The organism is Myroides marinus (assembly GCF_900109075.1).
In the GTDB taxonomy this organism is placed as follows: Bacteria; Bacteroidota; Bacteroidia; order Flavobacteriales; family Flavobacteriaceae; genus Flavobacterium; species Flavobacterium marinum_A.
Genome location: NZ_FNYS01000010.1, coordinates 85,052 through 111,141 on the forward strand (window position 1 = coordinate 85,052; position 26,090 = coordinate 111,141).

Here is a 26,090-nt window from a genome sequence, read left to right on the forward strand (position 1 = left end):
ATACCTTATCCTTATTACTTAAGGTTTTAATTCTTTGTGTTTTTTAGCCCTCTATTGATTATTAAAGTAGGATAAACATCAACTCCAGTTCCTTTCTTTACAAAGTTTAAAGTAATTGCAGCCGTTCTAGATCTATACTCCTCAGTACTGATATCTGTCCCTGAAGCTGGTTTTACATTTTTAATATCATAATAGAATGTATAAGGAGCATCTCCTTTAAATCCAGTTTCTGGAGTAAAAGTTATTTCTCCAGTATTCTCATCATATTTAAAAATACCTATTCCTGGTTCATTTAAAGTATAGTTATCAGGTGTTAATACAGGTTGTTTAGAAACAGGGTCATATTTTTTAAATCTAAAACTCTTTTTATCTAAATATAAAAAAGACTTTATAGGAGGATTTAATACAGAATATACATTACTATTATATCCATATGCTAAATAGAGTGGTTTAATAGTATTAGGTGCATCAATTAAAACACCTTGTACTGACATATCATTAGCTACAGGTGAAAAAGGCAGACTTAATGCAATATTACGAATATGAGCACGAATTGAAGCCCCACCAGTAGAAGCTGTAAATGCCATTTTTAACTCAGTAGGAGTATTTATAAATAAATTCTTTACTATAGAAGAACTTGTAGTAGTTTGTTCGGTATATTTAATATTTCCATTTTTAGGTATAAAGTAATTTTTGATAACTGTACTATTATACGAATCATTAATCATTTCAACTGTGATAAAAAAACCACTTTCATTATTTGCATCAACATCTACCCCAGGTACTAAAGAAATAATTGCTTTACGATATCCTGTATCTCCAGGTTTTGCATTGAGAACATTTCCTCTTAAATTAAATCGTTGTCCTACTAACCCCCTTTGTTTTGTAACAGGCGTACCACTGGAGCGGTCTAAATATAGATTTTTATTCTTCCCTTGTTCAGTTTGTATAGCAAATAGAACAGGATATCCTTCTGCTGCCATTAAAGATGTAGGTCCTCTTAAAACAACAAAATTCCCTTCATTACTATCACTACTACCTGCTGCTACAATACCATTTCTAATTTCATCACTAACATTCATAATGTTTTTATAATTTCCGAATAAATCAAGCCCTAATCCCAAGAAACCATTAGTAAATCCAGCAATATTTACACCACTACTTTTTCTTGTATGTGCATATCCTAGAGCCCCTCCTTTATCTCCCATTACAGGTTGAGTTAATGATGAATTATATAGTACCATAGCTATACCATCCCCATATCTACCACTAAATGTTGTACCCATATCTAATGCAAACTCAAACTCTAGAATAAATCCTTTTTCAGTACTAAAAGACAAATCGTTTAAAGCTACTCCAGCAAACTGACTTGTATTATCTACTAATTTAATCCCATTTGGTCCATAAGTAATTAAACCCAATTTACTTTCTCCTAATTTCTTAAATCCCTCTTCACTTTGTCCTGTATTAAAATAAGGAAACTTATTTTGTCCAAAACACAACTGATTAAGTAATAATACTAATAAACAGTAATATATTTTACTATATCCAAACAATACTTTCTTTCTCATAATTATATACTATTTCCGTTTACCATTAATACATCATTACAATTTTTTCCAAAAGTTAACTTTATAGTACTTGTATTGGATCTAAACTGTTCACTACCAAGATTAACATCATTAGAAACCTTCTTATCTTTATTTCTAATTGTAAAATATACCTCATCTGAAGTTGGCATCGTTATTCCTTTATTCGGAATAAAAAAAACTTTTGCTGTTACTGGATTATATTCATACGTCCCATAAGGAGTTATGGCTGTATATGGTTGAGCTGTATCTTCATATAGTCCTCCAATAATTGTACGGAACTGAAAACTATAGGGATCTAAGTGTTTTTTATCTCCATATGCATATAGGTCACCTCCTCCAGTATATATATTATTATCAAAACCAACACTATTAGCTAAAACATCTATTTCTGTTGGTATATCCTTACATACATCCTCCATATAAACATTTTCTACTGCTGGAGAAAATGGCATATATAAACTTAAATTTCTAACAATATGACGCTGGTTATACCCTCCAGTAGAAGCCACAAAACCTAACTTAAATGTTGTAGGTGCTTTTAATAATAAAGGTCTAGTTACATTACTTGTTTCGGATGATCCATTAACTTCTAAATATTGAATAGTTTCATTATCTGGTAAGAAAAAGTCTTTAATAACTCTATCTACTATTTTTCCATGTGTCATATCTACTGTCATAAAGAATCCTTTTTTATTATCCTTTATTCCTGGTAACATAGAAACAGAAATTCTACGATAGGCTAAATCTCCATAACTTGCATTAATATCACTTGTAGTATTTGTTTTACTTTCTCTTAAAGAGAACTTAAAAGGAATTGCTTGAGGAGCATCTGGTTTTATATCATATTTACCAGTCGCAAAATTAAGCATAGTTCTTGATTCAAAATTTGTAGTACTCTGTGTGATTAAAACAGGATATCCCTTACCTCCATCTCCTTGGCCTCTAATAGTAATATGATCTCTAGACTCACCTTCTTTACCAGCTCTATCAGGATCGGCAATTAAGGTGCTATTTCCACTACCATTTCGAATACCATTTCTATATTCACCACTATCACTACGTCTAAACTTAAAACTTCCCCATAAGTCAATACCTACTGCTAAGAAACCTTTGGTCAAACCACTAGATGATGGTGTCTTGTATGAATAACCTAATCCTGATCCATCAGATCCCATTTTTGGTTCTGTGACACTTCCATCAAATAAAACAAGCGCTAAACCATCCGCAAAATTTGGAGCATTAGTTCCTCCTGTCATTAAATAATCAAATTCAATAATAAACCCTCTATCAACCGTAAATGCTAAATCATTTAGATAAAATCCTCTTGTTGTACTATTAGTTGCAGGTGTTAATGTAGCACCATATGTATCAAAACTAACTAAAGAAGAACTAAATTGATTAAATTCATCACCTTTTGTCAATGTACTTTGATAAGGAAATTGTGCTAAAGCCGCAATATTACTGAGAAAAAAAACAGTTATACTACATATATATACAATATATCTTTTCATTCCCTAATTTTTTACAATGATTATATTTAAATAAGAAGCTGCTGTCAATTTTCCAAGTGCTGGTCTAAATTTAAGCTTGTGAGTATGAGTAGCTCCACTTGTACTCTTTACTATAGTAGGTTGCGTAGAAAAAGCAGTCGAATCAAAGCCTGTTATAACAAAAGTTACCTCATTAGGTTCCCATAATGGAGCTTTTCCATTAATCTGCTTACTATATTCATCATAAAGATCAATTTCTTGATTAACATCTAAATACATTTTTAGTGGAAATGGAGGCATATAAATCCATTGCCCTTTTGGAGAGCTAAATATCTCATCCCATTTAGTTCCATTCCAAATTTTAAGCCCTGGAGTAATAGAGCTTGTACCTCCTCCAATGTGATACACTTGTAAACCGATATGCTCTATTTTGTTTGCAGCAGTTTCTGTCTTTACTAAAGGGGTTAATTTAGTTAAATCAGTTAGCATAACTCTTGGCATCAAAAAACCTTTTCCTGCCGACACGTTGTCCGCCTTTACATCTTTATCTCTTAAATCTAGTAATGCTCCTTCAACAGGTACTCCAGGAGTTCCTATTAATACCTGCCCATAAGACACTCCAACATTAGCTCCCATGAACATCAATCCAATAAGTAATAACTTTTTCATATTTTTTCTTTTACATTTTTTAATAGCAACTTTCTATTAAAAGAGTGTTTAAAGTAAACGCACCTTTAATATAGCTACAAAATTATGTTAACAATATCAATTTTAAGTAATAAAATTAAATTATTAAATATTTTAAACCCAAACATTAAAGATTTTAACATAAAATAAAATATAACTATGTTTTTGTAACATACAAACAATTCTTAAACACTTTCATTTAAAAAAAAACAGTTAGTTTATATTTTTTTTTAGTCAACTCTTGCATAATTCAAATATTTATCACAATCTTTGCGCTGAAATAAAGTTGAACCATTAAAAACGAAGAACAATGTTTGTACTAAATTATACTTCTACATCATTCGCATCAGCAGGGATTGCTGGGGTGTGTCTTCGTGCTACTTTTATTTAAAATATCTAAATTTTACATATAATAGAAAAGCCCGAAGAATAATTCGGGCTTTTTTTTGTTTATTCCGGACCCTTAACAAGATCAAACCAAGAATCAACATAGTCATTTACTACAAGTCAATTCTACTGTATAATTAACTTTCGTTACTATGCCTATTGTTTATTCTTAGTCTGCCCGAATTGACTGATAGATGCTAAAGATCATCAGTAAAAAATCAAATCAATCCTATTCATAAGGATTGAGCATTTAGTCAATTTAAATTTTACATCATGGGAAGGAAACTTTCTGGGAGAGACTTTATTAAAATAGGGTTTCCTCAAAACAATACAATAAACATCGCCTTAGGGCAAGTAAATAGATATAAGAAAAAAGAAAATAAAAACAACATACTTGAAGAGGCTAAACAAGTACTACTTAACCCTGAATCCTTTATAGGAGATGGTATCTGGGGGAAAGTAGCTGAAAGTATGATCAAACAAGTAGAAGTCAAAAAACATCAACTCAATACCAATAGAGTACCGTTCTCTATCTATGGAGAAGATGCTATTGACGAACAGACTAAGTATCAGCTGTTCACTGCTTTAAAACTACCTGTAGCAGTACAGGGAGCCTTAATGCCTGACGCTCATTATGGTTATGGTTTGCCAATTGGAGGAGTACTAGCTACAGATAATGCAGTTATTCCTTACGGAGTTGGTGTAGATATTGGTTGTCGTATGAGTATGTCAGTCTTTAATCTACCAGCTAACTTCTTAAAAGGTAAAGACCATCAGTTATTAAATATCTTGTCAGAACACACTAAATTTGGTATGTACGACACACATAAGATAAAAGCTGATCACGAGGTATTCAGCAGAGAGGAATTTAAAAATATCCCTTTTGTCAAAGGCTTGTTAGACAAGGCCTATAAACAATTAGGAACATCTGGTAGCGGTAACCACTTTGTAGAATTCGGAATCGTAAGATTGACAGAGACTAAACCGGAGTGGAAATTAGAACCAGGAGAATACATTGCTGTTCTTTCACATAGTGGATCTAGAGGATTAGGGGCTAACATCGCTAAACATTATACATATTTAGCAACGAAGCAATGCCCTCTACCAAGTAATGCACAGCATTTAGCTTGGTTAGACCTCAACACACATGATGGTCAAGAGTATTGGTTAGCGATGAACCTTGCTGGAGATTATGCTAAAGCTTGCCACGATGATATACACCGTCGTATTGCTAAAGCATTAGGTAAGCAAATCGCTTTCACTATTGAGAACCATCACAACTTTGCATGGAAAGAAATAATAAATGACAAAGAATTAATTGTTCACCGCAAAGGAGCAACTCCTGCTGCAGAAGGACAATTAGGAATTATACCTGGATCGATGACTACTAATGGCTATATAGTCGAAGGTCTGGGAAATACAGAGAGTTTAAATTCAGCTTCTCATGGAGCGGGACGCCTACACTCACGCGCGGCATGTAAACAGAAGTTTACCAAGAGTGAGATTAAAAAAGAACTAAGTTCTACTGGTGTTCAGCTTATAGGAGGTAGTATTGATGAAGCACCAATGGCTTATAAAGACATCAATGCAGTAATGCAAGCTCAAAGTGAATTAGTAAAAGTATTGGGAAGCTTTACCCCTAAATTTGTAAGAATGGATAAGTAGTTATGGCAAAGATTATTCAGATTACATCAGGTAGAGGTCCCCAAGAGTGTGATTTTGCCGTTAAGAAGATTGCACAACTTTTTATAGACGACGCAGTCAAATCCAATATTAAAGTTGATCCAATACAGGATGAAACCGACGCACATGGCGCGTCGGTATTTATCCAAATCGTCGAAATGTCTAAAGAAGTTGATACTTTTTTGAGAACCTGGTTAGGTACTATACAATGGATTTGTGAAAGCCCATTTAGACCTAAACACAAAAGAAAGAATTGGTACATTGGTATTTTTGAAAGCACTAAAGCAAGTGATTCTGCGATTCTTGACCGTGATATTCAATACCAAGCTGTACGCAGTTCGGGAGCTGGCGGACAAAACGTTAATAAAGTTAGCTCTGCTGTGAGAGCTACACATCTATCTACAGGTATTACTGTAATGGCTATGGATAGTAGATCTCAACATCAAAACAAAAAATTAGCTACCGAAAGGCTAATAGAGAAGCTTCAGAATATGGCATTAAATGAAGTGAAACTAGAAGAAAAGAATACGTGGCTAAACCAAACGAAAGTAGAAAGAGGTAATCCTACACGCACTTTCATTGGCATAAAGTTTAGAGAGAAATAATAAGAGAAGAGGTTGTCTAGTCAGACAACCTCTTTTTTGTATAAAAAAAGCAGACTATCTAAATATAGATAGCCTGCTTTATACTTTTTAGATTCTCATCGCGATATTATTGCGAACCAAAAAAACTAATTACATTATCTCTGCACTCAAGCCTGCATCTAACAATTGTAGACATTGAGATTTTAGTTTTTTAAACTCCCCTGTTTTTACAGTACATTTACCTGTATAATGTACTAACATAGCACATTGCTCTGCTTGTTCAGATGTGTGATCACATACACGAATAAGAGTCTCAATAACATGATCAAATGTATTTACATCATCATTGTATAGAATAATTTCACTATTCCCGTTCAATAATTCTGATACATCTACCTTCTCTTGAATCTGTTCTTGTGTACTCATAATATATACCTAATAATGAATTTTTTACGCTTTTACGAACTTCAAAGATACCCAATTATTCTTTTCAAAATTACTTTCAAAAACCAAACCAATCTTTTCTGCACAATTTTTTATTGCAGTAATATCTTCAGTATAGAATCCGCTGAAGTAAATAGCCCCACCTTTATGTAAACTTGCTACATATTTATCCATATCATTTAATAAGATATTTCTATTAATATTAGCTAGGATAACATCGTATTTAGGTTCTTTTGTAATAATAGAAGCATCCCCTTCGAATACATCTACATTAGTACAATTATTTCTCTCTGCATTCTCTATAGAGTTTAAATAACACCAGTTATCAATGTCGATAGCATCCACATGTTTAGCACCACGCATAGAAGCTAGAATTGCTAAGATAGCAGTACCACATCCCATATCTAGTACTTCCTTACCTTGCATATCATTACTTAATATCTGACGAATCATCATAAATGTAGTTTCGTGATGCCCTGTACCGAAACTCATCTTTGGTTCTATCACGATATCATACTGAGCATCCGTTTTAGCATGAAAAGGAGCTCTAACATAACATACACCATCTACATCGATTGGGTCAAAGTTTTTTTCCCACTCCTCATTCCAGTTTACTTGTTCTATCTCTTCCTTTCTATACGTAATTGTAAACTGATCAGACTGAAGAATAAAGATATCTTCTAAGATATCCTCTGTCCACAATACTTTTTGCACATAAGCACTTACCCCAGTAGCAGTCTCTTCAAAACTCTCAAATGCCTTCTCTCCTAACTCCGCTATTAGTATTTCAGTACCTAACTCTTTTGGTTCTACATTAAAGTGATAACCGATATATTCCATATTTTTCTTTTAAAACACTATTACTTAACCTTTTGGTAACATTAAATTTACATTGCTATAATACTATATGTAAATCAATTGCAAAACTAATGTTATTTTTGCAAAATAAATACAACACACTATGAAAAAGCTTTTACACGTTTTATTCTTGCTATTTCCAATGTTCATAGCGGCACAGGAATTAAAACATAGCACTAAGAGTAACGAATTAAAATTAGAACAATTACCTTACTATAGTTACGGTAAAGGATTGGGAATGACATCAGCTGATAGTATATTCCAATTGAACATTCGCTTTAGAATGCAAAATAGATTAACCTTCAACGAGAATGATGGAGAAAAGAATACATACGAAGGAGAAATCAGAAGACTTCGTTTGCGTTTAGATGGTTTCGTTGGTAACCCTAAATTCCTTTACGTTATCCAACTTTCTTTTGCTCCAAAAGACTTAGGTACAACTAAAGAGAACGAACCAATCAATATTATACGTGATGCAGCCTTAACTTATCGTCCTAATGAGAACTGGAACTTTATATTTGGACAAACTAAATTACCAGGAAATAGACAACGTATCAACTCATCTGGGGCACTTCAGTTAACAGACCGTTCTATCAACAACGCTAAGTTTAATATCGACCGTGACTTCGGTATTCAGGCATACTATTTACACGAGAAGAAAAACGAGTTTGGATATAATATTAAAACGGCTGTATCTACAGGTAGAGGGCGTAACTTCTCAGGTAGTGAAAGTGATAGTTATGCATTAACTGGAAGGGTAGAATTATTCCCTTTAGGTAGTTTCTCTAAAAACGGAGCATTCTTTGAAGGGGATTTAGCTAGAGAACAATCTCCTAAACTAATGTTGTCAGGAACATATCACCGAAACAACAATGCTCAGAAAACGCAAGGGCAAACAGGTAGTAAGTTATACGATCCTAAATCATTTAACTCTATTATGCTAGATGGTATCGTTAAGTACAACGGATGGGCAGGTATGATTTCATATATGGATAGAACTTTAGATGATGCTATCACATATAGTTATGATGCAAATAATGTTAAAACAGGAACTTCTGCAGTATTTGCAGGACGTGGTATGGACTACCAATTGAGTTACATCTTCCCTAGCAACTATGAAGTTATAGGTAGAGTTTCTACTCAAAAGATGAAAGATCAGTTATTCGAGACTCTAAATATGCCTAATACTACGCAATTCAGTTTAGGTGCAAACAAGTATTTATGGGAGCATACATTTAAGTTACAAGCTGAGTTAACTTATGACAAACAAGAGTTTTACCAAGGTCCTACTAAGAACAACTGGTACTTCAGAGTTCAGTTTGAAATAGGAATTTAATAACCAAAATCACAATTTGTAATTGTATTTTAAAAAATATATTCTAAATAATTAACTATTATTTAGTAATAACCCTAACCTACTATAACCTAACTTTAAGTTCTTATTGATTAATTTTGGACCATAGTTCAAAAGCTAAAATCAAATAAGTATGAAAAAGATAGTCGTTGTAGTAGGTTTTATTTTTGCTTTCATCTCAATGGGTTGTGGAAATAATAGTGCTACTGCAGGAAATACTCCTATGGATCAACCTAATTTATTAACTACAATGACGGCTGAGGATAGAGAGTTCAGAGAAATAGAGCAAGAAGAAATTAATGCTCTTAATAAATCTATTATAGAACACAAGATAGACTCTGTCGAAAAGATTATGCAAGAGTATGCTCCAGAAGATATGGGAGCTGAAGGTAACTATACTTATATCATCACTAAGTCTACAAGTACTGACCCTAATAAATTCACACTATCACTATTAGAAGATGGTATCAATGATGATTCTCTAAAAGCCTTAAAAGTTATTATGACTGTAGAGAAAAAGAATGATTCTTTTAGAGTAAAAACTATAAAAGAAAGTTACCAATGTTGGAAGAACAGAGGGCACCAAGATTGGGCTTCTGATTACTGCCATTAATTACATAATACTGTACAACACTTAAAAACATAAAAAAAGCCAAGCAATATGCTTGGCTTTTTTATTATGCTTCTGCTTGTTCAGCTTGAGGTTGCTCATCTTCTCTTCTTCCAATATTCATGTTTGGAAATTTCTTTTGAATAGATTTCAAAGCGAACTCATTGATTTCATTCATTGCTTCTGGTGAAGGAAGTTTCATTGTTTCAGCATTGTGCTTTAAAACCTCTTCTAATAAAATTTGTGTTCTTAATAATTGAAAGTTTAAATCAATTATTTCTCCTGCTACATCGATGTCTCCTAATGTCATTAGTCCTATTTTTTAAAATTTATAATTTCTTTTGTTCGAAACCAAATTTAACAAACTATTCTAAATATAAAACTATTTTAATGTTATTCTTTGAAAAAATATTCCAATTCTTGTCTCAAGTTATATCTAGATGACATCACTTCTCCATAAGCTCCAGCAGAACGAACAGCGATAAGATCTCCTCTTTTCAATCTTGGCAATAAAACATCTTTACCAAAACAGTCACTACTCTCACAGATAGGTCCTACTACATCATATTTCACTTCTTCCTTAGTATCAGACTCTTCTGTATGCTTATCTGACAATAATTCTACTTTGTGATACGCTTGATAAAGAGCTGGCCTAAGTAATTCTGTCATTCCAGCATCTAGTATAGCGAAGTTCTTTTTGATTCCTTCTTTAATATATAATACTCTGCTCACTAATGTACCACAGTTAGCAATAATAGAACGCCCTAGCTCAAAATGTATTTGCTGATGTGATCTCACAGTTAAGAATTCATGAAATAAATAGAAGAAATTAGAGAAGTTAACAATAGCCTCCTCATCTGGTTCGCTATAATTAATACCTAACCCACCTCCTAAATTTAATACAGGCACATCATGTCCACGTTCATAGAACCATTCATTCCACTCATTCACTTTAAGACATAAACTTTTAAATACATTTAAATCTGTAATCTGAGACCCTACGTGAAAGTGTAGTCCAATTAATTCTAAGTACTCATTAGCATTAATAATCTCAATACACTTGCTAAGTTCGTGCTTCATGATACCGAATTTATTCTCGTCCAGACCTGTTGTAATATAATGGTGCGTCTTAGCATCCACATTTGGATTAATACGCAGAGCGATACGTCCTTTTAACTGATGTTTATTGGCTAATTCACCGATTACTTCTAACTCTTGAACAGACTCAACGTTAAAAGACATAATCTGATTTTCTAATCCGATTAATATCTCTCTATCCGTTTTACCCACTCCTGCGAATACAATATCTGAAGGATTAAATCCTTCTGCTATAGAACGTTCTATCTCTAAACCACTCACGCAGTCAGCTCCGAAGCCCTTAGCACTAACTTCTCTTAGGATTCGAGGATTATTATTAGCCTTAATAGCATAGTGAATGTGATACCCAAAACGGTCAGCAGCACTCTTAGCTACAGATAATGTCTCTCTTAAAAGAGGTAAATCATAGTAATACAGAGGAGTCTGAGCTCCTTCTAATTCTTTAATTATATCTTTAGTCATCATTATTCCCTACTTTTAAAACAATCTACTATGTAACGATCTCAGAGCCTCTAACTTCTGATTAGCTGGTACTAATAAAGAGATATTATGCTCACTTCCTCCGTAAGATATCATACGGATAGGCAGGTGCTTCACAGCCTCTGATACGATAGTAGCATGTCCCAATTTATTATTGCGAAAATCTCCCACTATACATACAATAGCCTGATCATTATCTACCTCAACGTTACCGAAATAGTTAAGCTCCTCGATAATCTCTTTTAAATATTGAGTATTATCTATAGTTAATGATACTGCTACCTCTGAAGTAGTAATCATATCTATAGGTGTTTTATAACGTTCAAATACCTCAAATACTCTTCTTAAGAATCCATAAGCCAATAACATACGTGACGAGTGAATACGAATAGCTGTAATCCCATCTTTAGCTGCAATAGCCACTATCTGATCATCATTCTGGCAGTTATCAGAGATAAGTGTACCAGGTGCACTAAGCTCCATTGTATCTAAAAGACGTACAGGTACGTTAAATCGCTTAGCTGGAAACACACTTTGTGGGTGTAATATCTTCGCTCCAAAATAAGCTAACTCTGCTGCCTCATCAAAACTCAAATTAGCAATAGGTTTCGTATTTGGTACATAGCGAGGATCATTATTATGGAATCCATCTATATCTGTCCATATCTGTATCTCCTCTACCTGAAGCACTGCACCTACTAATGAAGCAGTATAGTCAGAACCTCCACGTCTAAGATTATCTATCTCTCCGAAGGCATTTCTACAAATATAACCTTGTGTGATAAACAGTGTTTCCGCAGGATGCTGAGCTAATAAAGCACTTGCCTGAGTACGGATATACTCTAAGTTTGGCTCTTGCTCCTCGTCGATACGCATAAAATCAAGTGCTGGAAGTAACACAGAACTTACACCTATCTCTTTTAAATAAAAGTGAAACAGTGTAGTAGATAATAACTCTCCCTGTGCTAATACTATTCTCTCTTCAATTGAAGTAAATAAATCGTTACTAAAAGACTCTAACAAATTAAAGTGATGATCTATTACTTCTGTCGCCATCCGCAGACCATCCTCAGTTGTAAATAATTGCTTTATGAAAGTTTTATATGTAGCGTATAAGTTATCGATTTGTTTCTTTGCGTCCTCCTTTTTGCCGTTAGTATAAGCTTCTGATATCCCTACTAAAGCATTAGTAGTACCTGACACTGCAGATAACACTACTAAATGACGATCGCTTTGCTGCGAATGAATAATCGGCAACAACTGTTGCATCCTCTCTGGACTTCCTACTGAAGTACCTCCAAATTTTAAAACTTTCATATAAAATTAATTTGTTAATAATAATCGACCAAAAAAAAAGGAGCTTGTCGTGATGACAAGCTCCTTTTTGTATATGTTTAATTTATATCCACAGGAAAGCTGCTCACGATGCTTGACGTAAGTACTGTTTCTTTCCCTTCTTTATAATTGATATAAACATTTTCTTCATTGATTTGCCACAAATATAAATACTTTATTTAATTATCAGCATTTTTAAAAACTTTTTTTAAAAGAAAATCAAAAGCTTAACCTTCTCTTTACTTAGCCGTCATCTTTTAAATAGCAAATACTATACCTAATCATTAAAAATATAAACCATCAAAATCTTTAATTTCTGATAATCGAATTAGCTTAGGCATATTTATATTTGACCATGTATCTACAAACTTTTCTTCTACCTCATCTCCTAACTCAGCATTAACATTTACTCTATCTAATCTCTTTTGTGTTGAAAAATTAATACTTGTTATAGACAAACTTATTGGCCCTCTACTACTATAACTATCATACCCAATCAACTCCAAATCACCACGTTGATATCTAAAAGTATATCCCCATGTCCCATAACGACCATGAGTATAACTTATATATAGCTTATTATCCTTGACAAATAAATCTAACTCTGGAGCATAATACACCCCTCCATCTTCATTTTCTGACGATAAGCAAGAATAGTTCTTAGAAGCTACTTCATATTCATTTCCTTTCTTAAACAGCACTATAATACCTCTTCTATTCTTATCCACTATCTCAGTTTCCCATTGATTAGGTAAGAACATATGCTTATCTGTTCCCTTAATAATCAATACACAGTCATCTACCCCATCTTTGTTCAAATCCCCTCTTATTGTCTCCTGTAATACATAACCTTTAGGCACATACTTCTTAAAATATTTATCTACCGTATCCTGCGCTGAGATGCTAAGTGTACACAGAAGAAGTAATGCACTTAATATTTTTTTCATAATAGTTCTATTTGTCTCTTTTTCAATATTTTATTTTAAATAACGAGTACTACCCCAATTTATTATACTATCTATAAACACACAACTTCACATATCTCCAAAAAAAAGAGACAAAACGAAATATCGCTTTGCCTCTCCTAGTCATATTTATAGATAATATTGCGAGCCTATTTACGTCTAACTGATAAACATAAACAAGCTCTTATAGAAAACTTATTATTTCTTCACTAATGTATAATCCCCACTCTCTGTCTCATTCACTACCTCACCTTCACTGTCTAAGAAGTATAACTTACCCTCCTTTACTAAAAAAGCATGAGCAGCACTATACTCATCCTCTCTTAAATACAGTCTATCCTTATCTAATTCCCATTCTCCCTCTTCTGTATGCGTGCCTGTAGAGCTAACCACTTTATATACATATTTATTGCCATCTTTAATCACAGCAGTCACCTTAAGAGACTCTATCTCTTCTCCACCTTCTTCTTCCCATGGGAATACTCCCTCATAAGTTCCTAATAGAGATTTAGTAGTATCAGGTTCTACCACTGATTCAGTAGACACAGGAGTAGTTTCTTCTACAGTTATGGGTGTCTCTTCTGTCGTTTTTCCCTCCTTACATTGTACTAGAAAAATACTCAATAGAGCAATAGCTATAATTACAACATTTTGTTTCATCCTATATTTATTTACGGGTACAAAAGTCAGATAATTCTATGAACTTTCCCTCCCCTATATCAGCTAATTTACTCTATTTTCCCCTCTCACTTAAGACTTATAAAAATAACGTATATATAATTAATACTATGATAAACCCTTTATACTAGCACCTTTTGTTATTTTAAAAAAACAAAAAGTTCTATTAACCGAAGATCTCATTAAAGTAAAAATTTGGTAAAAGATACTTTTGCTTAGTCATATAAGAATAACCTTATAAAACGAATTGAGATTGCGAAGCGCTTTATAAATAAACTATTTAGTCATATTAACCTTGCGAAGCGATAAAAATGGCCTTAATGGATAAATGAGTGTCAATAGATGCAAATTCTAAAGAACTAAACAGTGTTTGAGCGTAGCGAGTTTGTTTAGTTCTAAGAATTTGTGTCGTAATTGACCATTTAGGAATTACAGCCTTGATTTTTTTGCTTTACTTTTTTTATCAAGAAAAAAAGTAAAAGATAAAAGAAGACTTATTTTACAACATACAAGGTTAAAGTAATGTTGTTTAGAATAAGACACAATCTTGAGAAAATTACTCCATACTTGCTTTCTCTGCTCTACGATCAGCCTCTGATGCAGACTCAGCTTTACCGAATTTCCAGTATGAATATGCGTATAACTCATCCTTAGTCCAGTTTAAATCTTTGCGCAAATGATTTCTCAACTCCTTCACAGTATCAAATTCAGCCGCTACATATCCGAACTTAGATACCTCATCAGCATGCTCAGCTATGATCTCCTTAGCTCTCTTTGCTAATTCAGAATTCTGTCCAGAAGTAGGATTGATAATCCACTCTATCTTCGATTGTGCTTGAGTAGATAATTCTTGAATATCTTCTGCACTCTCTACCTCTATCACCGCATTAACTTTAGCTTCTGCAGGTAATGTCTCTAGTATAGCCCCTAGCACAGGGATAGCTGTACCATCACCTACTAAGATATACCAAGCAGCCTCAGGATATAGCTCACTCGGATCACATCCCATAGCTACTCCTAGAGGAGCACCTATCTCAGCATTAATAGCCCAGTTAGAAGCTGGTCCTTCGTCTCCATGAGCTACAAAGTCTATATATAATTCATTTTTCTCTAGATCGATACCTCTATGCGTATATGTTCTAACATATGGTTTGATAGCCTCATCCATAGGTTTCCACGCTCCTTTATCATAATCAAACTCAGGTAAGTGTACCTCTGCCACTCCCTCAGGTGCAATAAATATTTTATTATTCACCCCTATAGTTGTCTCTTTAAAGTCAGATACATCGTTACCACTTAATGTGATACGGATATAATGAGGTGTGATATACTCTCTATCTTTTAACGTAAACACCTTGCGTTGTATATTACCTTTCTTTGCCATATTGTTGTTTATTCTTTATTCTAATTGGTTTGAAGTAGACAAATATACTTTATTTATTTAGATTCAATATAAACTACTACACAAATCACATAATTATCCAATATCTACCCCTCTTTGTCCAATCTCTTTAAGATATATCCCTAGATGCTCTGAGCAACTCTCCTAGGGAAGTACAGCACTCACTTCCTCCTAAGATTCTTCTACGCTTCCTCTAAACTTCTTTTACAAAATGCCTTCTACATAGAGCAAATACGGAGAATCCTAGGAGAACTCTAGAACAATCTCCTCGCAGAACCCTATTTTACTGGGATTAAGGCATTTGTTTACTCTACTCAAAAAACAATTAACATATTACATATCAATCAATTAACTAAATTTTACTCAAAAAAAAGTGAAGTACTTTTTTTAAAAAAGAGTCCTTTATACCCCTCAAAAAGAGCTTATCTTTAAAAAAATAGGTTATTTCTACTATAAAGCATTCTGAAAAATGAACATTATGGTTAGTAAAAACAAAAAAGCATCCCTCTTTTTTAAACTTTAAAAAAAGAACAATGTCGAGAAGTAGAAAAACAAGGCGGTTAAACTTTTAATAATAAAAGCTAAAAAACAGTCAATCAATAAAAAATGTTTCTACGCAAGAGTATTAATTTATACTTTTGCTAAAAATATATTACAACATGCTTATTATAGGAATTGCAGGAGGTACTGGAAGTGGTAAAACTACAGTAGTTCACCAGATTATGAATGAACTTCCAGAAACTGAAGTTGGTGTTATATCACAAGACTCATACTACAAGGCCACTGATAATCTATCATTAGAAGAGAGATTATTAATCAATTTTGACCACCCACGTTCAATTGACTTTGAACTATTAGTTCAGCATCTTAAAGAACTAAAAGAAGGTAACAGTATCAATCAACCTGTTTATTCTTTCGTAAAACACAATCGTACTGATGATTATGTATTAACTCATCCTCGTAAGGTAATGATCGTAGAGGGAATTCTTATTCTATGTCATCCTGAGTTACGCGATATGTGTGACATCAAGATCTTCGTTCACGCTGATTCTGACGAACGTCTTATTCGTAGATTAAAGAGAGATATCGCTGAGCGCGGTAGAGATATGATGGAAGTGGTAAACAGATATCAGACTACTTTAAAGCCGATGCACGACCAGTTTATCGAGCCTTCTAAAGCATTTGCGGACATCATCATCCCTAATGATACATATAATACTGTAGCGATCGATATAGTTCGTACAGTTATTAATGAAAAAATCGGTTAATTTACTATCTTTAGACTATGAAAATAGTTGATACCCTTAAAAGTTATAAATATGTAAGCCTACTAAAAAATCCTTTTTTTTTAGTAGGTCTTTTATTTGTAATTTGGATAATATTTTTTGACAGCTCTTCTTTGTTAGAACAGCGGACAATAAATGCCGAAATCGAAAAGATTGAAGACAACAAAAGGTATTTTGAAAAAGAAATAGAAAAAGATAAAAAAGCAATCAAAGGATTAAAAAGTGGAGACGCTACCGAAAAGTATGCTCGTGAGAATTACTATATGAAACGCGAGAATGAGGATGTCTTCATCATAGAGTTTGATTCGTTGCCTGCAAAATAAGTTTCACTACCAACCAAAAATTATGACTAACCAATTATTTGAAGAATTTGAAAAAGTTTCTTCTAAAGCGTGGAAGAACCAAATCCAATTTGAGTTAAAAGGCGCTGATTACAATGAGACACTTGTTTGGGAAAGTCTAGAGGGTATTAAGGTAAAACCGTTCTATCACAGTGATGCGGATAATAAACCTATACCTGTACAGACTCATACTAGCAACTTCAACATTGTACAACGCATCTACGTTTTTGACATTGAGAAATCAATTGCTAAAACACTAGATACGCTGAATAGAGGAGCTGAAGTAATCTATTTTACAATAGACAATCCTTCTATAGATGCTACAGAATTATTAACTGCACTACCAAAAACGCAACAATATTTCTTCATATTTAACTTCCTAGATACTGCTTATACTAGAAAGTTATCTACTTATGCTACTAGTAATGAATATCAAGTATCTATATTACTAGACCCTATACACCAATTAACTACTGATGGTAACTGGTACACTAACCTGAACAGTGATATGAGTAGTCTGACTGAGTGTGTGAATATAGCTAATAACGTAGCTGTACATATAGATGCTACTGTGTATCAAAATGCAGGGGCTAATATGATACAACAACTAGCGTACGCATTAGCTCATCTAAATGAATACCTAAATCGCGTAGAGCTTAAGGATACTCCTATATTTATAGAGACTGCAGTGGGAACGAACTATTTCTTCGAGATAGCTAAGCTACGTGCACTTCGCCTACTAGCTGACTTAGTTAGCAAGGAATATAACATTACTCAAAAAATACAAATCATCGCTATACCTACTAAACGCAATAAAACATTATATGACTATAATGTGAATATGCTGCGTACTACTACGGAATGTATGAGTGCTGTACTAGGGGGGGCTGATTATGTGAGTAACTTAGCATACGATGTAATCTATCACAAAGAAAACGAGTTCGGAGACCGTATATCACGTAACCAATTGTTGATTTTAAAACAAGAGAGTTACTTCGATACTGTAGACAATCCTGCTGAGGGTGCATACTATATCGAGACCTTAACTGCTCAACTAGCAGAGAAAGCGCTAGAGTTATTTAAAACAATAGAAAAAGCAGATGGATTAATTACTTCGTTAATCGAAGGAACTATCCAAAGAAAAATAAATGAAAGTGCTCAAAAAGAACAAGAGCTTTTCAACAATGGTAAAGAAGTCTTACTAGGTACTAATAAGTATCCTAATCCTCAAGATGTAATGAATCACGAGCTTGAGCTATTCCCTTTTGTTAAACAGAACCCTCGCAAGACGTTAATCACTCCGATTATAGAGAAAAGATTAGCTGAAGGCTATGAGCAAAAACGCTTAGAGGAAGAAAAAACTACTAAACAATAAGGTATGAAAAGAAAGGACTTACAACACTTGACTATAAATACCTCAGCCGTGAGAACAGAGTCAGAAGCTTCTGACTTCACTACTGCTGAAGGGATAGATATAAATAAAGTTTACAGTGAAGCTGATTTAGACAAGGTAGAACACATTGGTTTTGGAGCAGGTTTTGCGCCTAACTTACGTGGCCCTTATGCTACGATGTATGTACGCCGTCCGTGGACGATACGTCAGTATGCAGGGTTCTCTACTGCTGAAGAGAGTAATGCTTTCTACAGACGTAACTTAGCTGCTGGACAAAAAGGGTTATCTGTAGCCTTTGACCTTGCTACTCACCGCGGTTATGATTCAGATCACGAGCGCGTAGTAGGTGACGTAGGTAAGGCTGGTGTGGCTATAGATAGCGTAGAGGATATGAAGATCTTATTTGATCAAATTCCTTTAGGTGAGATGTCTGTATCGATGACGATGAACGGAGCTGTATTACCTGTCTTAGCATTCTACATCGTAGCTGCTATGGAACAGGGAGTAGACAAAAAACTCTTATCTGGTACGATACAAAACGATATCCTGAAAGAGTTTATGGTGCGTAATACGTATATCTACCCACCTACTCCGTCTATGAAGATTATCGCAGACATATTTGATTATACTAGTAACCACATGCCGAAGTTTAACTCTATCTCTATCTCTGGTTATCACATGCAAGAGGCTGGAGCTACAGCAGATATTGAGTTAGCTTATACTTTAGCTGATGGATTAGAATATATCCGCACTGGGCTTAATGCTGGAATGAAGATCGATGACTTCGCTCCTCGCTTATCGTTCTTCTGGGCAATAGGGATGAACCACTTTACGGAGATCGCTAAGATGCGTGCTGGACGTATGTTATGGGCGAAGCTGTTAAAACAGTTTGAACCTAAATCTGACAAGTCGTTAGCACTGCGTACACACTGTCAGACTTCTGGATGGAGCCTTACAGAGCAAGACCCGTTTAACAATGTGGCTCGTACGGCTATCGAGGCTGCTGCTGCTGCTTTTGGTGGAACACAGTCATTACACACGAATGCATTAGATGAGGCTATTGCCTTACCTACTGACTTCTCTGCACGTATAGCGCGTAATACTCAAATATTCTTACAAGAGGAAACTAAGATTTGTAAAACAGTGGATCCTTGGGCTGGTAGCTATTATGTAGAGAGTTTAACTCAAGAAATCGCTGAGAAAGCTTGGGCGCTTATAGAAGAAGTAGAAGAGTTAGGTGGTATGACTAAAGCTATCGAAGCTGGTATTCCTAAACTTCGTATAGAAGAGGCGGCTGCTCGTAAGCAGGCTCGTATAGATAGTGGACAAGATGTAATCGTAGGTGTTAATAAATATCGATTAGAGAAAGAAGATCCATTACATATCTTAGAGGTAGATAATCAGACTGTGCGTAAAGCTCAGATAGATAGACTAAACCATATCAAGGCTACTCGTGATAATACTAAGGTAGCTGAGGCTCTAGCTGCATTGACAGAATGTGCTAAGACTGGTGATGGTAACCTATTAGCTCTAGCAGTAGAAGCTGCTACGCATAGAGCTACTTTAGGAGAGATTAGTGACGCATTAGAAAGCGTATTCGGAAGATTTAAAGCACAAATCCAATCTGTAAGTGGTGTGTATAGCAAAGAGATAAAAGATGATAAAAGCTTTAAAAAAGCAAGAGATCTAGCTGATAAATTCGCTGAAGTAGAAGGGCGTCGTCCTCGTATTATGATCGCGAAGATGGGACAAGATGGTCATGACCGTGGGGCTAAGGTAGTAGCTACGGGTTATGCTGACGTAGGTTTTGATGTGGATATAGGTCCGTTGTTCCAAACTCCTGCAGAAGCTGCTAAACAAGCAGTAGAAAATGATGTACATGCATTAGGTGTGTCGTCTCTAGCTGCAGGGCATAAAACGTTAGTTCCTCAAGTTATCGAGGAGTTAAAGAAATACGGTAGAGATGATATTATGGTTATCGTAGGTGGGGTTATTCCTGCTCAAGATTACCAATTCTTATTCGATGCTGGTGCAGTAGCTGTCTTTGGTCCTGGTACTAAGATTAGCGATGCTGCTATAACAATGTTAGAAATTCTATTAGGCGAAGATGCTTAATAAATGATAAACTAAAAGGGCTGCCTCTTCTGAGACAGCCCTTTTCATTTACTATAATTCTAATATATTAATACACTACTATGCTTTTCTGAACTTATTATTGTTCTATAGCATTAGAGTAATATTCTTCTTGATTTAATTAAATAAGCTAGCTATAGTACCTACAATACTATACTCTATAATGATATAGATAAATGCGGCAATAATAATAGCACTCAGTATAAAGATCAGATTGAGATATACGTTTAGGTGTTTTCCTAAAAACTCTTTGAATGTAAATACTGTCGGCCTTTTCTTATCATATATAATCTCATACTCTTGTCCTACTGGATTAAAGTCTCTAAATGCAATAAACTTTTCGTTATAAGGATACTCAAAATCTTTATCTTCTAATTCTGGAACATTGATATCATATTTAAGCGGTTGTCCTTTGATTACTTTATTATTTTTAGTGGTGAACTCCATAATAAGTACTTCCTTCTTCACATCACCTCTTCTACTAGTAGCTAAATCTTCATCAAAGTTTAGATACGATTCATATTTAATTATCTTAGCCTTAGTAGTTACACCTTTATACGTCAGACGGTAACTGATCGTATACTTCTTTATAAATCCTAAAAGTAAGAACACAGGTATAAATAACAAGAGAAACATCATGTTATTCATCACACCAATTAGTACTATAAAGACCATAAACACAGTCAAAGGATAAAACATTTTTTCTAGTTGTTTAACCATAATAAGGAGAATTAATATTCCAATTTAAACACATTTCTTCAAATAAAGAAGTAGCGTAAGCATTATTTTACTATTAATGCCATTTTATATCCATTAACTTACTCTTAAATTGAACAGATGTGTTTAGCTCTTAGCAGTAGGATTAAAAATAAAAAAATTACCTTTGTATCAATTAATAGATGAAGTATATGACATTCGAAGACTTACAATTAAACAAAAACATTTTACGTGCCATAGATGAATTAGGGTATAAAGAACCTACTCCAATTCAACAAAAAGCAATCCCGTTTATCTTAGCTGAAAAAGATTTGATAGGGTGTGCGCAGACTGGTACAGGAAAAACAGCTGCCTTTGCGATGCCTATTATTCACTATTTACACAAATTAGGAAATACGAAGAAAGCAAAGAAAGCGAAAGTATTGATTGTAACTCCTACTCGTGAACTAGCTGTACAGATAGGTGATAACTTCGAGAAATATGCTAAGTACACAAATGTTACTTATATCACCCTATACGGTGGAATGTCTATCAAACCACAAATAGAACAATTAAACAAAGGGGCTGATGTAATCATCGGTACTCCTGGTCGTCTATTAGACTTATATAAACAGAAACATCTTGACTTAGATCACTTGCATTTCTTAGTGCTAGATGAAGCTGACTTAATGTTAGATATGGGATTCATAGATGATGTTAAAAAACTTATACAGCTTACTCCTTCTAACAGACAGACATTATTATTCTCTGCGACAATGCCATTGCCGATTAGAGAATTGGCGCATGAGTTTCTACAAAAGCCTGAATATGTAACTGTTGATCCTATTTCGTCTACTGCGCAATCTGTTAAGCATAAAGTATTCTTTGTCGAAAAAGGAGATAAGAAAAAATTATTATATCACATCATACGCAACGAGAAACTATCTGATGTACTAGTCTTTACTCGTACTAAAGCTGGGGCAGACAATGTGGTAGAGTCATTAAAAAAGAATAATGTAAATGCAGAAGCATTTCACGGTGATATGTCTCAGACTGCTAGACAAGCTGCTCTAGATAGTTTTAAAAACAAGGAAACAAAGGTATTAGTAGCTACTGATATTGCTGCGCGAGGTATAGATATAGATAATCTTCCTGTAGTAATTAACTATGACTTACCTAATATTCCTGAAACCTTCGTACACCGTATAGGTCGTACAGGTAGAGCGGGTAACGATGGTTTAGCTCTTTCGTTCTGTGATAAATCAGAAAAGACATATTGGGAGGCTATCTGCAAGTTCGGTAGGTTACAACCAAAGATAATTACAGACCATCCTTTCCCATGGAAAGAAGTTACAACTAAGGATGGACAAGCTCCTAAAAAGGATTATCGCAAAAAACCTGGTCAAAGTAACTCACGTAAATCAGAGAACTCTAAAAAGAATAAAAAACGTTGGTATTAGTACTAACGTTTTTTACTTTATATTTGATTCTAAATTGCTAGTTTCCTATTCTATGAAAAAGATAATTAAGTACGGATTATACCTAGTGTGTATTCTAATACTGACGACTTGGTTTGCTAATTACAGAGTTACCAAAACAACAAAAGAACAGTTATATAACTCTGTCTCAGAGATACCACATAACAAGGTAGGTGTAGTCTTAGGTACTACTAAACTATTGGCTGGCGGTTTTGTGAATTACTACTTTACTTATCGTATAGATGCCACCGTTGCACTATATAAAGCTGGTAAAATTGACTATATCGTAGTCAGTGGTGATCACAGCAGAAATGATTATAACGAACCTAAGGATATGGAGCAGGCTCTGATAGAACATGGTATTCCTAAAGAGAAGATATATTTAGACTATGCTGGTCTTCGTACACTAGATTCTGTATATCGTATGAAAGCCATATTTGGGCAAGATAGTTTTACGATTATCTCTCAACCTTTTCACAACGAAAGGGCTGTTTATATCGCTAATCACTTAGACTTAAAAACAGTAGCCTATAACGCTAAAGATGTTTCTCGTAACTACGGATTTAAAACGATGCTAAGAGAAAAGTTCGCTAGGGTAAAAGTACTTCTAGATAATCTAATCAATAAGAAGCCTAAATATCTGGGAGATCCTGTTATCATAGGTGAAGGAGTAATACAAGAAAGAGCTCAAGACAAATAATCTTGAGCTCTTTTCTTATACCTAAAAAAACAAAGCCCCTAAGGTAAACTTAGAGGCTGTGTGTGCAAAAAAATATTAATAAAAATATCTGATTAGTCAATTTGTCTAATTAACATACCAGGATAAATGTTCTTAGCATTACCTGAGAATGAAGTAGCTTTAATTTTTTGTACTTCACCTGATTTATTAGCAGCATTCTCTGCTTGCTCAATATCAGCTTCAAATCGGTTATCCCAAATCTTGTTTTTCTCAGCTTTGATTGTAGCAACTCTTTTGTACTTAACAATTTTAGTTTCTGGATCTTCTGTTTTCTCTAAAACTTCAAATTTATCACCAGACTCTACGTCTTCTTTCATACCGATGAATGCAGTAATTTCTGGTTCAGTAGTAGCAAGAGGGGTTTTAGTACGGAAAGGTTCAAACTTACGTTGTAACTTAGCAATTACGTTATCTATAGCACGAACTGTAGCACGCTCTACTAACTCTTTTTCAGATACTTTAGAGAATGTAGTAGATTGTACATCTGCCCAAGAAGTTTCTGTACCTACTAATTTCACTTTAAACAATCCTGATTTTAAGAATGCATTAGCGTCTTTAGCATTATAGTATTTAGTATAGAAATTAGCTGCAGCTTCTTCGTTCCACTCTAATTTAAACAAGAAAGCAGTAGTTTTGATTACATACCCTCTACCTGCAACAGAAGCAGCTTGACCTAACAAACTATTAGACCCAGCACCTAATGCTTTAGCCATTTCTTCTTTATTCACATAGTTAAAACGAAGACCTACTACGAATGTATTACCAATTAAGTTCTCACCTGCATCTTCTAACATAGCACGACCTCTCGTTGATTTGTCAGCGATATCTTTATCAAAAGTAGATGCATTATACAATCCACGCTCTTTAATCAATTCCATATTATATGGAGATTGAGTAGCAGCATTGTATTTACCAGCGTTAAACCATTTAGCAATTAATCTATCAGCAATATTGTTCTGATCCATAAACTTGATAAACTGAGCAGTCACTTTATCAGTATTTGTTGTATCTACAACGCCTACTGTTACATCACTAGCTACACTTTTACCAATCTTACCCATAGCTTTACCAAAACCACCTTTTTTCTTTCCTCCGTCTTCTTTACCACCTACAGCAGCTATCTCAGCATCTGTTACTTGATATTGACTAGGTTTAAAAGAACGCAATGTCTTATCTAAGTTGTGATCATTAAACTTCTCAGGTAGTGGAGTCTTATAAAAAGTTTCTTTTATAATTGCTCCTTTAGCGTTACCATTACCATTAATACCATGATCATCTACGATAATAGTATACAATGAGCTACGCATATAATCTTCGGTAACTTGTTTTTTATCTTGTGCTATCGCAGCTATTGATGTAGTGATCAATGATGCTGCTAACATTAATGTTAATTTATTCATATCTAATTTTTTTTATATTGTTTTGTGAAAGACTATCTTCTAAGGATTACATAAGTGTCTCCTTTTCTCTTTGCGAATGCAGTACCTACAGCTTTCCACGCTTCTATTCTTTGCTGTTCTAAACTAACTGCATCATTATATACCTTAATCTCAAAATCAAGATCTTCTTTTACTTTAGCTTTCATTTCTCTTTGAAGAGCTATAGCTGCAGAATAACATTTAGACTCAGGGAAAATATCTATTAAATATTGTCCTGCTTCATGTGCTCCATATGCATCCTGTTGTGAATTCCACGCTGCTTTAGCTTTATTGAAGTTCTCCATACATGTATGATCTACATATAACTGATATACTTTCTCTGCAGACTTCATACCTGCATCATAACCTTTACTACAATCAGGAATAGCCATTAATAAAAACATTGCTTCTTCAAAATTCTTTTGATTAGCCTGAGTTTCAGCTTTCTTAATTATAGTTGTATAATTATTGTCATAGTATGCTATTATCTTTTTCTTTGCTTCATCAATAAAAGCTGCTACCTCCTTGTTTTTTGGATTTAACTTTTTAAATGCATTGATATAAGCTTTAGTCTCACTCTCTCCCACTCCTTTTAAAGGTACTGTAGTTGATGCAAAAACCTTTTGTCCAAAAGCATCGCCAACAAAAAGAGTCATCTCTAAGTCTAATACAAATGACCGTGGTGGGCCAGGTAGTATATTCTTTTCTACTACATTGAACTCTGGAGTAATAGCAAACTGAGCATAGTCATCTGATGAACCAAGCCCACTAGCCGTAATAAAACTCTTTAACTTAGTCATTAACTGACCAGAAGCTCCTGAATAAAGTCCATCAGTTTGTTCTGGTATATAAGCCATAAGAGATAATTCACATTTCTCTGTTTGACCATAACTAACCACTCCTGCCAAGAACATTATTACAGTTGATACCTTTCCTATTAATTTTTTCATAGTTGTTAT

Annotated in this window: 24 protein-coding genes; 10 read left to right on the forward strand and 14 right to left on the reverse strand. The window is 34.2% G+C overall.

All coding sequences use genetic code 11. The features are described from left to right. Positions 1–26: 26 nt before the first annotated feature. Genes BMX53_RS11475 through BMX53_RS11485 form a run of 3 tightly spaced genes read right to left on the reverse strand, consistent with a single transcriptional unit; the run spans position 27 to position 3,751 of the window. Positions 27–1,571 carry a lectin-like domain-containing protein gene (locus BMX53_RS11475; protein WP_074746444.1) on the reverse strand — a complete coding sequence of 515 codons (1,545 nt, stop codon included), beginning with the start codon at positions 1,569–1,571 and terminating at the stop codon, positions 27–29. 2 nt (positions 1,572–1,573) lie between these two features. After that, on the reverse strand, positions 1,574–3,103 hold the full coding sequence (locus BMX53_RS11480) for an L-type lectin family protein (protein ID WP_074746446.1): 1,530 nt from the start codon (positions 3,101–3,103) through the stop codon (positions 1,574–1,576). A gap of 3 nt (positions 3,104–3,106) precedes the next feature. Further along, positions 3,107–3,751 (reverse strand): hypothetical protein, encoded by a 645-nt coding sequence (locus BMX53_RS11485; protein WP_074746448.1) that lies wholly within the window; start codon positions 3,749–3,751, stop codon positions 3,107–3,109. 678 nt (positions 3,752–4,429) lie between these two features. Here BMX53_RS11485 and BMX53_RS11490 point away from each other — a divergent pair. Further along, positions 4,430–5,821 carry an RtcB family protein gene (locus BMX53_RS11490; RefSeq protein WP_074746450.1) on the forward strand — a complete coding sequence of 464 codons (1,392 nt, stop codon included), beginning with the start codon at positions 4,430–4,432 and terminating at the stop codon, positions 5,819–5,821. Between the two features lie 2 nt (positions 5,822–5,823). Further along, positions 5,824–6,444 carry a peptide chain release factor H gene (gene prfH, locus BMX53_RS11495; protein ID WP_074746452.1) on the forward strand — a complete coding sequence of 207 codons (621 nt, stop codon included), beginning with the start codon at positions 5,824–5,826 and terminating at the stop codon, positions 6,442–6,444. A 129-nt stretch (positions 6,445–6,573) separates the two neighbouring features. On the opposite strand, the gene BMX53_RS11500 is transcribed toward prfH, so the two are convergent. Both BMX53_RS11500 and prmA read right to left on the reverse strand, forming a co-directional pair. Then, entirely contained in the window at positions 6,574–6,849 is a 276-nt protein-coding gene (locus tag BMX53_RS11500) for an ATP-dependent Clp protease adaptor ClpS (RefSeq protein ID WP_063176598.1), read from the reverse strand. 24 nt (positions 6,850–6,873) lie between these two features. Continuing rightward, on the reverse strand, positions 6,874–7,707 hold the full coding sequence (gene prmA / locus BMX53_RS11505; protein ID WP_074746454.1) for a 50S ribosomal protein L11 methyltransferase: 834 nt from the start codon (positions 7,705–7,707) through the stop codon (positions 6,874–6,876). Between the two features lie 121 nt (positions 7,708–7,828). On the opposite strand from prmA, the gene BMX53_RS11510 reads away from it, so the two are divergent. Next, the gene (locus BMX53_RS11510) at positions 7,829–9,061 is read left to right on the forward strand and encodes a porin (protein WP_038985811.1); all 1,233 of its coding nucleotides are present in this window, start codon (positions 7,829–7,831) and stop codon (positions 9,059–9,061) included. A gap of 151 nt (positions 9,062–9,212) precedes the next feature. Continuing rightward, positions 9,213–9,692 carry a hypothetical protein gene (locus BMX53_RS11515; RefSeq protein ID WP_063176596.1) on the forward strand — a complete coding sequence of 160 codons (480 nt, stop codon included), beginning with the start codon at positions 9,213–9,215 and terminating at the stop codon, positions 9,690–9,692. A gap of 64 nt (positions 9,693–9,756) precedes the next feature. Here the strand turns inward: BMX53_RS11515 and BMX53_RS11520 are convergent, their stop codons facing one another. The 6 genes from BMX53_RS11520 to BMX53_RS11545 all read right to left on the reverse strand — a co-directional run bounded on the left by BMX53_RS11520 (position 9,757) and on the right by BMX53_RS11545 (position 15,629). Continuing rightward, positions 9,757–9,999, reverse strand: coding sequence for a hypothetical protein (locus tag BMX53_RS11520; protein ID WP_038985809.1), 243 nt, complete (start codon positions 9,997–9,999; stop codon positions 9,757–9,759). An 83-nt stretch (positions 10,000–10,082) separates the two neighbouring features. Beyond that, a complete protein-coding gene (gene lysA, locus BMX53_RS11525; protein ID WP_038985808.1) occupies positions 10,083–11,249 on the reverse strand; it encodes a diaminopimelate decarboxylase in 1,167 nt (388 codons plus the stop codon). A 15-nt stretch (positions 11,250–11,264) separates the two neighbouring features. Beyond that, positions 11,265–12,584, reverse strand: coding sequence for an aspartate kinase (locus BMX53_RS11530; RefSeq protein WP_074746456.1), 1,320 nt, complete (start codon positions 12,582–12,584; stop codon positions 11,265–11,267). Positions 12,585–12,886: 302 nt separating this feature from the next. After that, positions 12,887–13,549 carry a hypothetical protein gene (locus BMX53_RS11535; RefSeq protein WP_074746458.1) on the reverse strand — a complete coding sequence of 221 codons (663 nt, stop codon included), beginning with the start codon at positions 13,547–13,549 and terminating at the stop codon, positions 12,887–12,889. A 216-nt stretch (positions 13,550–13,765) separates the two neighbouring features. After that, positions 13,766–14,227, reverse strand: a complete 462-nt coding sequence (locus BMX53_RS11540) for a hypothetical protein (RefSeq protein WP_074746460.1) — start codon at positions 14,225–14,227, stop codon at positions 13,766–13,768. A gap of 574 nt (positions 14,228–14,801) precedes the next feature. Next, positions 14,802–15,629, reverse strand: coding sequence for a siderophore-interacting protein (locus tag BMX53_RS11545; protein ID WP_063176590.1), 828 nt, complete (start codon positions 15,627–15,629; stop codon positions 14,802–14,804). 677 nt (positions 15,630–16,306) lie between these two features. Here BMX53_RS11545 and udk point away from each other — a divergent pair. From udk to scpA, 4 genes are read left to right on the forward strand one after another with little or no spacing between them, the layout of a single operon-like run. Next, on the forward strand, positions 16,307–16,915 hold the full coding sequence (udk, locus tag BMX53_RS11550; RefSeq protein WP_038985804.1) for a uridine kinase: 609 nt from the start codon (positions 16,307–16,309) through the stop codon (positions 16,913–16,915). 17 nt (positions 16,916–16,932) lie between these two features. Continuing rightward, on the forward strand, positions 16,933–17,256 hold the full coding sequence (locus tag BMX53_RS11555) for an FtsB family cell division protein (protein WP_038985803.1): 324 nt from the start codon (positions 16,933–16,935) through the stop codon (positions 17,254–17,256). A gap of 22 nt (positions 17,257–17,278) precedes the next feature. Continuing rightward, the gene (locus tag BMX53_RS11560; RefSeq protein WP_074746462.1) at positions 17,279–18,649 is read left to right on the forward strand and encodes a methylmalonyl-CoA mutase subunit beta; all 1,371 of its coding nucleotides are present in this window, start codon (positions 17,279–17,281) and stop codon (positions 18,647–18,649) included. A gap of 3 nt (positions 18,650–18,652) precedes the next feature. Then, entirely contained in the window at positions 18,653–20,782 is a 2,130-nt protein-coding gene (gene scpA / locus BMX53_RS11565) for a methylmalonyl-CoA mutase (RefSeq protein WP_074746464.1), read from the forward strand. Between the two features lie 135 nt (positions 20,783–20,917). Here the strand turns inward: scpA and BMX53_RS11570 are convergent, their stop codons facing one another. Further along, a complete protein-coding gene (locus BMX53_RS11570; protein ID WP_074746466.1) occupies positions 20,918–21,520 on the reverse strand; it encodes a hypothetical protein in 603 nt (200 codons plus the stop codon). Between the two features lie 188 nt (positions 21,521–21,708). Here BMX53_RS11570 and BMX53_RS11575 point away from each other — a divergent pair, with 188 nt between their 5' ends. Together BMX53_RS11575 and BMX53_RS11580 are read left to right on the forward strand one after the other, a co-directional pair. After that, the gene (locus BMX53_RS11575; protein ID WP_038985798.1) at positions 21,709–22,956 is read left to right on the forward strand and encodes a DEAD/DEAH box helicase; all 1,248 of its coding nucleotides are present in this window, start codon (positions 21,709–21,711) and stop codon (positions 22,954–22,956) included. Between the two features lie 52 nt (positions 22,957–23,008). After that, positions 23,009–23,674: a SanA/YdcF family protein gene (locus BMX53_RS11580; protein ID WP_038985797.1), complete on the forward strand. Its 666-nt coding sequence runs from the start codon at positions 23,009–23,011 to the stop codon at positions 23,672–23,674. A gap of 92 nt (positions 23,675–23,766) precedes the next feature. Here the strand turns inward: BMX53_RS11580 and BMX53_RS11585 are convergent, their stop codons facing one another. Beyond that, the gene (locus BMX53_RS11585) at positions 23,767–25,113 is read right to left on the reverse strand and encodes a hypothetical protein (RefSeq protein ID WP_074746468.1); all 1,347 of its coding nucleotides are present in this window, start codon (positions 25,111–25,113) and stop codon (positions 23,767–23,769) included. Positions 25,114–25,145: 32 nt separating this feature from the next. Continuing rightward, positions 25,146–26,081 (reverse strand): hypothetical protein, encoded by a 936-nt coding sequence (locus BMX53_RS11590; RefSeq protein WP_074746470.1) that lies wholly within the window; start codon positions 26,079–26,081, stop codon positions 25,146–25,148. Positions 26,082–26,090 lie beyond the last annotated feature (9 nt).